General features: G+C 68.6%; 8 protein-coding genes. 5 read left to right on the top strand and 3 right to left on the bottom strand.

The window, feature by feature from the left end:
- The first annotated feature begins 200 nt into the window (after positions 1–200).
- The 4 genes from AB0M02_RS31500 to AB0M02_RS31515 all read left to right on the top strand — a co-directional run bounded on the left by AB0M02_RS31500 (position 201) and on the right by AB0M02_RS31515 (position 9,445).
- Positions 201–1,766, top strand: coding sequence for a glycoside hydrolase family 13 protein (locus AB0M02_RS31500; RefSeq protein ID WP_364233425.1), 1,566 nt, complete (start codon positions 201–203; stop codon positions 1,764–1,766).
- A gap of 86 nt (positions 1,767–1,852) precedes the next feature.
- Positions 1,853–4,114 carry a discoidin domain-containing protein gene (locus AB0M02_RS31505; protein ID WP_364233427.1) on the top strand — a complete coding sequence of 754 codons (2,262 nt, stop codon included), beginning with the start codon at positions 1,853–1,855 and terminating at the stop codon, positions 4,112–4,114.
- Between the two features lie 81 nt (positions 4,115–4,195).
- Positions 4,196–8,005, top strand: coding sequence for a discoidin domain-containing protein (locus AB0M02_RS31510; RefSeq protein WP_364233430.1), 3,810 nt, complete (start codon positions 4,196–4,198; stop codon positions 8,003–8,005).
- A gap of 402 nt (positions 8,006–8,407) precedes the next feature.
- The gene (locus AB0M02_RS31515; protein ID WP_364233431.1) at positions 8,408–9,445 is read left to right on the top strand and encodes a hypothetical protein; all 1,038 of its coding nucleotides are present in this window, start codon (positions 8,408–8,410) and stop codon (positions 9,443–9,445) included.
- 155 nt (positions 9,446–9,600) lie between these two features.
- Here the strand turns inward: AB0M02_RS31515 and AB0M02_RS31520 are convergent, their stop codons facing one another.
- Positions 9,601–10,620 (bottom strand): Gfo/Idh/MocA family oxidoreductase, encoded by a 1,020-nt coding sequence (locus AB0M02_RS31520; RefSeq protein ID WP_364233434.1) that lies wholly within the window; start codon positions 10,618–10,620, stop codon positions 9,601–9,603.
- A 151-nt stretch (positions 10,621–10,771) separates the two neighbouring features.
- Between AB0M02_RS31520 and AB0M02_RS31525 the strand changes: the two genes are divergently transcribed.
- Entirely contained in the window at positions 10,772–11,581 is an 810-nt protein-coding gene (locus tag AB0M02_RS31525; RefSeq protein ID WP_364233437.1) for a methyltransferase domain-containing protein, read from the top strand.
- Here the strand turns inward: AB0M02_RS31525 and AB0M02_RS31530 are convergent.
- Both AB0M02_RS31530 and AB0M02_RS31535 read right to left on the bottom strand, forming a co-directional pair.
- Entirely contained in the window at positions 11,578–12,150 is a 573-nt protein-coding gene (locus AB0M02_RS31530) for a hypothetical protein (protein ID WP_364233440.1), read from the bottom strand. The genes AB0M02_RS31525 and AB0M02_RS31530 overlap by 4 nt on opposite strands.
- Entirely contained in the window at positions 12,150–12,674 is a 525-nt protein-coding gene (locus AB0M02_RS31535; protein ID WP_364233442.1) for a SigE family RNA polymerase sigma factor, read from the bottom strand. The genes AB0M02_RS31530 and AB0M02_RS31535 overlap by 1 nt, the downstream gene beginning before the upstream one ends.
- Between the last annotated feature and the right edge of the window lie 34 nt (positions 12,675–12,708).

Genomic DNA, 12,708 nt, shown 5'->3' on the forward strand with positions numbered 1-12,708 from the left:
TGGAGTTCGGCCCTCGTACGCACCCGAACTCAACACACTTCTCGAGGGGCTGACCGCGTGTGGAGTTCGGCCCTCGTACGCACCCGAACTCAACACACTTCTCGAGGGGCTGACCGCGTGTGGAGTTCGGCCCTCGTACGCACCCGAACTCAACACGCGGAAGTACAACGTACCTACGTAGCGACAGAAAGCAGGTGCTCGTGTCCAGAGCAGACGCCAGTCCGTGGTGGCGTGACGCGGTGATCTATCAGGTGTATCCGCGGAGCTTCGCCGACGGGAACGGCGACGGGGTCGGGGACATCGACGGCATCCGCGCCCACCTGAGCCACCTGCGCGACCTGGGGGTCGACGCGATCTGGATGAGCCCCTGGTACCCGTCGCCGATGGCGGACGCCGGCTACGACGTTGCGGACTTCCGCGACATCGACCCGGTCTTCGGGACCCTGGAGGGCGCCGAGGCGCTGATCGCCGAGGCGCACGCGGCCGGCATCCGGATGATCGTCGACATCGTCCCGAACCACATCTCCAGCGAGCACCCGTGGTTCCAGGCCGCGCTCGCCTCGGAGTCGGCCCCCGAGCGCGAGTACTTCTGGTTCCGCAAGAGCAAGGAGATGCCGACGAACTGGCAGGGCGAGTTCGGCGGCACCACGTGGACCCAGGTGGGTGACTACTGGTACCTGCACCTGTTCACTCCGCAGCAGCCGGACCTGAACTGGGAGCACCCGGTGGTGCAGGCCGAGTTCGAGAACATCCTGCGGTTCTGGTTCGACCGGGGCGTCGACGGCATCCGGATCGACTCGGCGGCCCTGCTGCACAAGGACGCCGCGCTGCCCGAGGTCACCGACGGCACGCCGCACCCGTTCCACGACCTCGACCGGGTGCACGACGTGTACCGGTCGTGGCGGCGGATCGCCGACGAGTACCCGGACCGGGCGCTGATCGGCGAGGTCTGGATGCCCGAGGTCGAACGGTTCACGAACTATCTGCGCGCCGACGAGCTGCACGCGGCGTTCAACTTCGACTTCCTCGGGTGCGCTTGGGACCCGTACCTCATGAAAGCCTGCATCGATCGCACGCTGGAGGCACACGCCGGCGTCGGCGCACCGCCCACCTGGGTGCTCTCCAACCACGACGTCACCCGGCACGTCACCCGGTACGGCCGCACCGACACCACCTTCAGCTTCGACAACAACCTCGACGGCACCCCGGTCGACCTGGAACTCGGCACCCGCCGGGCCCGGGCCGCCGCGCTGCTCTCGCTCTCGCTGCCCGGCGCCGCCTACGTCTACCAGGGCGAGGAACTCGGCCTCTGGGAGAACGAGAACATCCCGGTCGACGAGATCCAGGACCCGATGTACGGCCGTCGCGGCCACACCCGGGACGGCTGCCGGGTGCCGCTGCCCTGGACCGGCGACGAGCAGCCGTTCGGATTCACCACCGCCACGCCCTGGCTTCCCCAGCCCGCGGAGTGGAAGGACCGCACGGTCCAGGCGCAGACCGGCGACCCCAACTCGATGCTCGAGCTGTACCGGTCGGCGATCGCCGTGCGCCACGGCGAGCCCGGCCTGCACGGCGACGCCATGACCTGGCTGGACCTGCACCCGGAGGTGCTCGCCTACACCCGCGGGCCGGACTTCGCCTGCGTGGTCAACCTCTCCGGCGCCTCGATCCCCTTGCCGGAGCACGAGACCTGTCTGCTCGCCAGCGGCCCGCTCGACGGTGACCTCCTCCCCCGGGACACCGCGGTCTGGCTGCGCTTGTCGTAGATGTTGCCAGGGCGTCCCGGTTCCACCGCCGGGGCGCCTGACGGGCAGAAGGAAACGGGGGCTGGCCGAGACCAAGGAAGGAACTCATGGCCAACCGCACCGCCCCGATATCGGTTCTGGCCGCCGCCGTCCTCGCGGCAGCCGTCACCATGATCCCCAGCCCCGCGCGTGCCGCCGGGCCGTCACCCTTCGACTTCCCCGGGCGCGGCGCGACCGTGCCGTTCGTCGAGATCGAGGCCGAGAAGGCCGCGCACAACGGGACCTCGACGGGCACCAGCCGCCTGTACGGCACGCTCTCCTCGGAGGCGTCCGGCCGGGAGGCGGTCACCCTCGACGCCGCGGGTGAGTACGTCGAGTTCACCCTCACCAAGCCGGCGAACGCGGTGACGTTCCGGTACAGCATCCCGGACGGCCGCAACGCCACCCTCGATCTGCGCACCGGTTCGACGCTGATCAAGACGGTGCCGGTGACCTCGAAATACGCCTGGTACTACGGGTACTACCCGTTCACCAACAACCCCGGCGACGGGCGGCCGCACCACTTCTACGACGAGGCGCGGGCGCTGTTCGGTACCACCTACGCGGCCGGCACCAAGATCCGGCTGCAGGTCAGCTCGACGGCGCAGTCGCCCAGCTTCACCATCGACCTCGCCGACTTCGAGAACGTGCCGGGGCCGATCGGCAGGCCGTCCGGCGCGATCGACGTGGTGGCCGACTACGGCGCGGACCCGACCGGCGCCACCGACTCCACCGCTCGATTCCAGGCCGCGGTCAACGCGGGCGCCTCGTCCGGTCGCGTGGTCTATGTGCCGCAGGGCAACTTCACTCTCTACAGCCACGTGATCGTCGACCGGGTCACGCTGGCCGGGGCCGGTCCCTGGTACACCGTGCTCGGCGGGCGCCACCCGACCCAGCGGAACCTGGCCGCCGGCATCTACGGCAGGTACGTCTCCGAGGGCGGGCCGAGCCAAAACGTCACGGTACGGGACCTGGCGATCATCGGGGACATCCAGGAACGGGTCGACGAGCACCAGGTAAACGCGTTCGGCGGCGCGATGTCCAACTCGGTGATCGACAACGTGTGGATGCAGCACACGAAGGTCGGCGCGTGGATGGACGGCCCGATGGACCGGTTCACGATCCGCAACAGCCGGATCCTGGACCAGACCGCGGACGGTGTGAACTTCCACATCGGCGTCACCAACTCGGCGGTCACCAACACGTTCGTCCGCAACACCGGTGACGACGGGCTGGCCATGTGGGCGGAGAACGTGCCCAACGTGGGCAACTCGTTCACGCGGAACACGGTGGTGGCGCCGATCCTGGCGAACAACATCGTCAGCTACGGCGGCCGGGACATCGTGATCAGCGACAACGTGGTGGCGGAGACCGTCACCAACGGCGGCGGCATTCACGTGGGCAACCGGTATCCGGGAGTCAACGGTCCCACGGCTGTGGCGGGGACGTGGACGCTCGCCCGGAACACGCTGCTCCGGACCGGAAATTCCGACTACAACTGGAGTTTCGGGGTGGGGGCGCTGTGGTTCTGGCCGGATTCCTCCGCCATCACGGGTGCGACGATCAATGTCACTGACACTGACATTTTGGACAGCTCGTATGCGGCTCTGCACTGGATCGGCAACCAGACGACCGGATTGAACCTGACAAACGTCAATATTTCCGGTGCTGGGACGTTCGCGCTCCAGGCGCAGGCGCCGGTGTCCGCGCGGTTCACCAACGTGCGGGCGAGCGGGATCGCGCAGAACCCGCCGACCTACAGCTGTGTCGGGTCGGGGCTGGTGATCGCCGACGGCGGCGGGAACTCGGGGTGGCAGACCTCGACCCCGTACTGCGGGCCGTGGCCGGCGCCCCAGTATCCGACAAATCCGACAAACCCGACAAATCCGCCGCCGACGACAACCCCGCCGACCACCGGCAATCTCGCGGCGGGCCGCCCGGTGACCGCGACCAGCCAGACCCAGTCCTACACACCCGCCAACACCGTGGACGGCAACGCGAGCACGTATTGGGAGAGCGCCAACAACGCCTTCCCGCAGTCGATCACCGTTGACCTCGGTCAGAGCCGCACCGTCGCCCGGATCGTGCTGAAGCTGCCGCCCGCAACCGCGTGGGCTACCCGTACCCAAACTCTTTCGGTCTTGGGAAGTGCGGACGGGTCGTCCTTCACGACGGTGAAAGCCGCCACCGGATACACCTTCAATCCAGCCTCGGCCAACACGGCCACGGTGCCGGTCACTGCAACCGCCCGATTTGTCCGGCTCACCTTCACCGGCAACACCGGCTGGCCCGCCGGCCAGCTCTCCGAGTTCGAGGTCTACGCCTCCTGAATCCCCACCCGGGCCGCGTCTCCACCGATCGCGGCCCGGGTGGCCCCCGGTAACCCCTTGAAGGAAAGGTGCGCTCCCACCATGTCCAGATTAAGGCGAAAAATCGTAGCGATAGCCGCCGCCGCGGGCGTCGTCGCCGCGCTGATCAACGCCCCCGCCGCCCAGGCCGCCGGACCCAACCTCGCGGCCGGCAAGACCTTCAGCGCCAGCAGCTTCACCGACGTCTACCCCGCGGGCAACGCCGGCGACGGCAACCCGAACACCTACTGGGAGAGCAACAACAACGCCTTCCCGCAGTGGCTGCAGGTCGACCTCGGCACCGCCACCCAGGTCAACCAGGCGATCCTCAAGCTGCCGCCGGCCACCGCCTGGGCGACCCGTACCCAGACGCTGAGCATCCAGGGCAGCACGAACGGCACGTCGTTCGACACTCTCAAGGCCTCCGCCGGGTACACCTTCAACCCGTCGTCCGGGAACACGGTCACGATCGACTTCACCGCGGCGAACGCCCGGTTTGTCCGGCTCAACGTCACCGGCAACACCGGGTGGCCGGCCGGTCAGATTTCCGAGTTCGAGGTCTACGGCCCGGTCGCCGGTGACAGCCAGGCGCCGAGCGCGCCGGGTAACCTCGCGTACACGCAGCCGGCGTCCGGGCAGGTGCGCCTGACCTGGAACGCGTCGACCGACAACGTGGGCGTGACCGGGTACGACGTCTACGCCAACGGGACACTGCGCACGTCGGTCGCCGGTAGCGTGCTGACCTTCACGGACAACCAGCCGGACAGTGCGACAGTGTCGTACTACGTGCGGGCCAAGGACGCGGCCGGCAACGTCTCGGCGAACAGCAACACGGTGACGCGGAACGGCGCGAGCGGGGACACGAGCGCGCCGACCACTCCGGGGACGCTGTCGTACACGCAACCGGCGTCGGGGCAGATCCGCCTGGCGTGGGGTGCGTCGACCGACAACGTGGGCGTGACCGGGTACAACGTGTACGCCAACGGGTCGCTGAAGACGACGGTGACCGGGCTGACCTACACGGACAGCCAGCCGGACACGGCGACGGTGGCGTACTACGTCAAGGCGCGGGACGCGGCGGGCAACGAGTCGGCGGCTTCGAACACGGTTACGCGTACCGGCACGCCGGTCACCGGGGGCAACCTCGCGGTGGGCAAGCCGATCGAGGCGTCGTCGGTGATCCACACGTTCGTGGCGACCAACGCCAACGACAACGACACGGCCACCTACTGGGAGGGCAGCGCGTACCCGGCGAACCTGACGGTCAAGCTGGGTGCGAACGCGTCGGTCCAGCAGGTCGTCGTGAAGCTGAACCCGGGCACCGAGTGGGGGACTCGCCAGCAGACGTTCGCGGTCCTCGGGCGGGAGCAGTCGGCGAGCACCTTCTCGACGATCGTGAGCTCTGCCTCGTACACCTTCAATCCTGGCACCGGCAACACCGTGACCGTCCCGGTCAGCGCAACCACCGCGGACGTCCGTCTCTCTTTCACCGCGAACACCGGCGCGCCCAGCGGTCAGGTCGCGGAGTTCCAGGTCATCGGTACCCCGGCGCCGAATCCGGACCTCACGGTCACGGCCATGTCCTTCTCGCCCACCTCGCCGGTCGAGACGGACGCGATCACGGTGTCGGCCACGGTCCGCAACGCGGGCACGGCTGCGTCGGCAGCATCCAACGTCAACATCTACTTGGGTACGGTGAAAGCCGGCACCGCCACGGTAGGTGCTCTCGCGGCCGGCGCCTCGGTGACGGTCTCCACCTCGATCGGCGCTCGTGACGCGGGCAGCTACGCGCTGTCCGCGAAGGTCGACGAGGCCAACACGATCATCGAGACGAACGACGCGAACAACTCCTACACCAACCCGTCGTCTCTCGTGGTCGCGCCGGTGAGCAGCTCGGACCTGGTCGCCTCCGCGGTCTCGTGGTCGACCGGCAACCCGGTCTCCTTCACCGTCGTGCTGAAGAACCAGGGCACGGCGGCCACCACCGGCGGGGCTCACGGGGTGACTTTGACGGTTCTGTCGGGTTCCACCGTCGTGCGGACCCTGACCGGATCGTGGACCGGAACACTCGCCGCCGGTGCCTCCTCACCCGTCATCAACATGGGCACGTGGACGCCGGTGAACGGTCGCTACACCGTCCGGACCGTGGTCGCGGTCGACGGCAACGAGCTGGCGGTCAAGCAGGCCAACAACACCAGTGAGAAGCCGTTCTACGTGGGCCGTGGCGCGAACATGCCCTACGACATGTACGAGGCCGAGGACGGTCAGACCGGTGGCGGCGCGTCCGTCGTCGGGCCGAACCGGACCGTCGGCGACCTCGCCGGTGAGGCGTCCGGCCGTCGTGCCGTCACGCTCAACCAGACCGGTTCCTATGTGCAGTGGACGACCCGGGCGGCGACCAACACCGTGGTGGCCCGCTTCTCCATCCCGGACGGCACGACCAGCTCGATCAACGTGTACGTGAACGGGTCGCTCAACAGGACCCTGCCGCTGACGTCCAAGTATGCGTGGCTGTACGGCAACGAGACCGCGCCGCAGAACTCGGGTACCGGTCCGCGTCACATCTACGACGAGGCGAACATCCTGCTGACCGGCTCGTTCCAGGCGGGCAGCACGATTCGCCTCCAGAAGGACGCTGCCAACAGCGGGTCGATCGCGATCGACTTCATCAACCTGGAGCAGGTCGCTCCGGTCGCAAACCCGGACCCGTCCCGCTACGTCGTGCCGGCCGGTTTCGATCATCAGTCGGTGCAGAACGCGCTGGACGCCGCCCGCCAGGACAGCACCAAGATCGGTGTCTACCTGCCGGCCGGTGACTACCAGACGTCCAACAAGTTCCAGGTGTACGGCAAGGCGCTGCGCGTCGTCGGCGCCGGCCCCTGGTACACCCGGTTCTACACGCCGGCCACGCAGTCCGAGACCGACGCCGGTTTCCGGGCCGACGCCACCGCCAACGGGTCGACGTTCGCGAACTTCGCGTTCTTCGGCAACTACACGATCCGCATCGACGGCCCCGGCAAGGTCTTCGACTTCGCCAACGTCGCCGACGTCACGATCGACAACATCTGGGCCGAGCATACGGTGTGCCTGTTCTGGGGCGCCAACACCGACCGGATGAAGATCACCAACTCGCGGATCCGCAACATGTTCGCCGACGGCGTCAACATGACCAACGGCAGCACCGACAACCTCGTCGACAACAACGACGCCCGGGCCACCGGTGACGACAGCTTCGCGCTGTTCTCCGCCATCGACGCCGGCGGCTCCGACGAGATCAACAACGTCTACTCGAACCTCTCGTCGACGCTGACCTGGCGCGCCGCGGGCCTCGCGGTCTACGGCGGGTACGCCAACACCTTCAAGAACATCTACATCGCGGACACCCTGGTCTACTCGGGCATCACGATCAGCTCGCTCGACTTCGGCTACCCGATGAACGGCTTCGGCGCCAACCCGCCGACCGTCTTCGACAACATCTCGATCGTCCGGGCCGGCGGCCACTTCTGGGGCAACCAGGTCTTCCCGGCGATCTGGGTCTTCTCCGCGTCGAAGGTCTTCCAGGGCATCCGGGTGTCGAACGTCGACATCGTCGACCCGACCTACTCCGGAATCATGTTCCAGACCAACTACGTGGGCGGCCAGCCCCAGAACCCGATCAAGGACACCGTCTTCACCAACGTCACGATCACCGGCGCGCAGCGCAGCGGCGACGCCTACGACGCCAAGTCCGGTTACGGCATCTGGGCCAACCCGATGCCGGAGGCGGGCCAGGGGCCGGCGGTCGGCTCGGCCACCTTCACCAACCTCCAACTCTCGAACAACTATCGCGACATCGAAAACCCGACGACAACCTTCACCATCGTCCGCAACTGACCGTCCACGCCGTCCAGGGGCCCGCGCTCTCCCCGAGCGCGGGCCCCGCGTGTCGATCTCGCCCCCGCTCCACACCCGTCCTCCCCACGCTCACACCCGGATGGCAATTGCGTGTGGATTTCGGCCTCGCTCCGCACCCGTTCTCCCCACGCTGGCGCCCGGGTGGCAATTGCGTGTTGATTTCGGCCTCGCTCCGCACCCGTTCTCCCCACGCTGGCGCCCGGGTGGCGATTGCGTGTTGATTTCGGCCTCGCTCCGCACCCGTTCTCCCCACGCTGGCGCCCGCTGGCGGTTGCGCCCTCTCTCCGCGCCCGTCGCTTGTGGTCGGGTGGTGGTTGCGTGTTGATTTCGGCCCCGCTCCGCGCCCGTTCTCCCCACGTTCGCGGCTGCTGATGGTTGCGTGTGGGTTTCGGGTTCGCCCCGCATGTTTTCCACACGGTGTTGCTGTCCACAGGGCGCGCCGCGTTCGACGTCACAACCTGTCAGGTTGGCGCGATGGCAATCCTTCCCGACTTCGACGACGAGTTCTCGCTGACCTGCTTCAAGCAGGCCGGTGTTCTGACCACCGCGCAAGCCATCCAGCTTGTCGGCCGCGCCAACAGCCGTGGCAACCTCCGGGCCGGCCGATGGCGCCGAATCTGCCGGGGCATTCTCACCACGACGAACGGTCCCCTCAGCCGTCGCCCGCAGCTGTGGGTGGCGGTGCTCACGGCGGGACCAGGTGCTCTGCTGGCCGGGGTCACCGCGTTGTCGGAGGCAGGCGTGCGAGGGCTGCGCGAAGATCACCTGCGGATTCTGGTGCCCGCTGCCCGCAGCAGGACGATCCGCTTGCCCGCGATGCCGGCCGACATGCCTCCGATACGGGTTACTCGCACCCGAGTACTGCCGGACGATCATCGTCAGGACGCCAGCCCACCCCGCGTCATCACCGCGCGAGCCGTGATCGACGCCGCCGCCTGGGCGCGTAGCGGCAACGCCGCCCGAACGATCATCGCGGCGAGTGTGCAGCAACGCCGGGTGACGCCGGACGAGCTGCTTGAGGTGCTGGCGACGCGGCGGAGGCTGCCGCGACTCGCGACGATCAAAGGAACAGTCTTCGACGTGGCCGGTGGAGCCGAGGCTCTGTCTGAGATCGACTTCGGCTGGTTGTGCCGTAGGTTCGGGTTGCCGGCGCCCAGCCGTCAGCAGGAGCGCCGGGATGCCTCCGGACGAAAGCGTTACCTGGACGCGTACTGGAAGCACTGGCGTTTGCACGTCGAGATTGACGGCTCACACCACTTCGAGGTGGGTCACTGGGAAGAGGACATGCTGCGCCAGAACCAGATGTGGATCGAGGGTGACCGCGTTCTTCGTTTCCCCGCAGCCCTGATCCGCTCGCGACCTGACGTGGTGGCGGCTCAGCTGAGGGCGGCACTCGAATCCGCCGGCTGGCACCCCTGAGCGTGTCCCCACGAAGACCGAGCGTGTGGAGTTGGGGTTCGGAGCGGGGCCGTAATCCACACACGGCCGAACGAAGGCCGAGCGTGTGGAGTTTGGGTTCGGAGCGGGGCCGTAATCCACACGCATTGAAAGGGGCGAACTCCACACGCGGACGGTCAGAGGGTGACGGCGGTGCCCGTCGTGGCGCTCTTGCGGGCGGCGTCCAGGACCTCCAGCGCGCGCACCGAATCCCACGGGTCGACGGGGAGGGGGGACTCTCCCAGCACCGCGGCGGCGACCGCCGGGTAGAAGGTGTCCCAGCGGCCCCGGCAACTCTCGACCGGAGCGCCGGTCGCGCCGCGGAAGAGGTGGCCCCAGCGGTGTTCGGGTTCGACGCCCCACCGGTCGCCGAGCTTCGCCGGGGTTCGGCCGTTCTTCAGGAGCGTCTCCTGGTAGTCCAGCTCGGGGGAGATGAACGTGCCCGCCGAGCCGGTCACCCGGAAGCGCGGGCCCGGGCCGGCCTGGCGCCAGCTGCCCCACAGGTGTGACTCGACACCGCCGGCGTGGTGCAGGGCCACGAAGAAGTCGTCGTCGAGGGGTTCGCCGCGCATCTCCGCGTACACCCTCGTCGCCGGACCATGCAGCTGGAGTGCCTGATCCACCATGTGGGAACCGAAGTCCAGCAGGGTGCCCCCGCCCGCGGCCGGCGGCAGCCGGTCCGGCGCCCAGCGTTCCATGCGCGACTCGAAGCGCCGGATGTCGCCGAGCGAGCCCTTCTCGATGAGCTTGCGGATGGTGAGCAGGTCGGAGTCCCACCGCCGGTTCTGGTAGACGGTGAGCAGCGCGCCCGCCGAGGCCGCGTCGGTGACCAGGGCCCGGGCGGTGTCCGCGTCGAGGGCGAACGGCTTGTCCACCACCACGGCCAGCCCGAGGGCGATCGCCTCGCGGGCCAGGTCGGCGTGTGTCGCGGCCGGCGTCGAGATCGCCACTGCCTGGACGCCGTCGGCGGCCAGCGCGGCGATCGAGTCGTACGCCGAAACACCCGGCAGCTGTGCCGCCACCTGTTCCCGGCGCTCGTCCGACGTGGTGACCACCCCGACGAACTCGATGTTCTCCGCCGAGGCGATCAGCGGCGCGTGGAACACCCGGCCGCCGGTGCCGTAGCCGACCAGCCCGAACTTAACCCGCTCGATCATGTCCGGAAGTTTTTCACATCCATTGCCGTTCCGTTTCACACCTGCCACACCGTTACCAGTGACGCACACCTCACTACTCAGAGTGCGCAAGACCTTGTCGGATGGATGACGTGGGCGGGCGGAAATGGTTCGTCCGATGAACAATCGAGCGATGAAAGAACGGACCCCGTTTGCCGACATCGACGGTCTGCCCCCGCACATGTCCGAGATAGTGCTGGACGCGCTGGCCGAGATGGGTCGTCATCCGGAGATCCGGCGGGTGCGCGGCGCCGCGCTGGGCATGCTGCGGCCGGTGCCCGGGCAGCGCCTGATGGACGCGGGTTCCGGCGGCGGTGAGGTGGCACGCCAGCTCGCCGCCGAGGTGGGGCCGCGGGGCGAGGTGGTCGCGCTCGACCACTCGGCGGCGATCACGGCGGCGGCGATCGGCCGGCACGACGGCAGCAGCGTGCGCTACGTGACCGGTGACGTCGGCGACCTTGACCTGCCGGACGACTACGTCGACGGGGTCTGGTGCGAGCGGGTGCTGCAGCACGTCGAGGACGCCGACCGGGCGATCGGTGAGCTGATCCGGGTGACCCGTCCCGGCGGCCGGATCTGCCTGATCGACACCGACTGGGCGTCGCTCGCGTTCGACGGGATGCCGGCCGGCCTCGGCGATCTGGTGCTCGGGCACACCCGCGGGCACTTCACGCCGCCGCAGTTCGACATGGGCCGCACGCTGCGCCGCCGCCTGGTCGCGGCCGGACTGACCGGCGTCTCGGCCACACCGGTGACCTGCTTCTTCGACACTCCCGAGTCGGCCGCGGTGGTGCTTCCGATGGTCAATCCGCGGGTTCCGGAGGACGCCTGGGAGACCCCGCCCGGCCTGCGCGACGAGTGGCTCGCCTGCGTCGAGGCGGCCGGGGCCAGCGGAACGTTCCTCGCCGTGCTGACCATCTGGGTCGTGGCCGCCACCGTCTAGCGCTTCCGCTGGTACCACTGCATGAGATAGGCGACGAGCTCCTCGATCTCGGCGTCGCTGTGGTCCACGACGGTCAGCGTGTAGAGATTGCCCACCGTCACCCAGGCGACCTGCTTCTCGGCACCGAGGACGTCGATCCGCACCGCGGTTCCGGAGATCGTGTAATCCTTCTGCGCGTCGGCGTACTCTGTGCGCGGCGGCACCTCGAACCGGTTCGTCGCCCGGATCAACTCGATCGGTGGCCCACCCGCCCGGCGATCAATGATCATCGTTTGGAACGCCTCCGGGCCCAGCGGTGTCTCCGGCCCGAGCTCATAGCGCTGCCGCACCGGGTCATCCGCCAAGGCGGAAGAAGCAGCAGGCAAGGGTACGGGCAAAGCACGCTCCCGCCACGGCCCCACCGCGACGACCACCGCCACCCCGAGCACCGCCAGCCCCGACGCCGTCACCGCCGCGATCCGCCGCCGTCGCCGGTACCGCTTCCCGGCGGCCAGCACGTGCTCGCCGGCGAGCGGCGTGGTGTCCGCCGCGACCCGCTCGAGGGCGTTCCGAAGGTCGGAGGTTCGCATCATTCGCCCCCTCGGGACGTGTCGGACGGCGCCAGGCCGGGTTCCGGCTCGATGGCGACCCGCAGCTTGCGCAGGGCTTTGTGACAGGTGGACTTCACCGTGCCGAGTCGCACGCCGAGGATCTCGGCCACGTCCCGCTCGGTGTAGTCGTGCAGGTAGCGCAGCACCACGACAGCCCGCTCGGCCGGGGTGAGCTGTTGCAGGGCGGCGATGAGCGTACGGCGGTCGTCGAACCGGGCGGTGTCGTCCACGATCGACGAGTCCTCCGGCAGGGTGCCGACGAGTTGCTCCCGCCGCCGGTACGCGCGCCGCCACCAGTCGGTCACGGCGTTCGTGATGGCGCGGCACAGGTAGCCGTACGGGTCGTCCTGCTCGATCCGGTCCCATCGCGGGTACGCCTTGGTGAGCACACCCTGTACCAGGTCACGTGCCTTCTCATGGTCGCCGCAGAGCAGCTCCGCGTACGCCACCAGCCGCCCGGACCGGGCCGACACGAACGCCACGAAGGAGTCGTCGGTCCTCATGGTGTTCCAGACGGGACGGTGCCGGAAAAGGTTG

The organism is Actinoplanes sp. NPDC051861, from assembly GCF_040681145.1.
GTDB lineage: Bacteria > Actinomycetota > Actinomycetes > Mycobacteriales > Micromonosporaceae > Actinoplanes.

Bases quoted from the DNA above. Each gene is read 5' to 3' on its own strand.
- AB0M02_RS31525 (WP_364233437.1), top strand. From the start codon at position 10,772: ATGAAAGAACGGACCCCGTTTGCCGACATCGACGGTCTGCCCCCGCAC.
- AB0M02_RS31530 (WP_364233440.1), bottom strand. From the start codon at position 12,150: ATGCGAACCTCCGACCTTCGGAACGCCCTCGAGCGGGTCGCGGCGGAC.
- AB0M02_RS31510 (WP_364233430.1), top strand. From the start codon at position 4,196: ATGTCCAGATTAAGGCGAAAAATCGTAGCGATAGCCGCCGCCGCGGGC.
- AB0M02_RS31535 (WP_364233442.1), bottom strand. From the start codon at position 12,674: ATGAGGACCGACGACTCCTTCGTGGCGTTCGTGTCGGCCCGGTCCGGG.
- AB0M02_RS31505 (WP_364233427.1), top strand. From the start codon at position 1,853: ATGGCCAACCGCACCGCCCCGATATCGGTTCTGGCCGCCGCCGTCCTC.
- AB0M02_RS31520 (WP_364233434.1), bottom strand. From the start codon at position 10,620: ATGATCGAGCGGGTTAAGTTCGGGCTGGTCGGCTACGGCACCGGCGGC.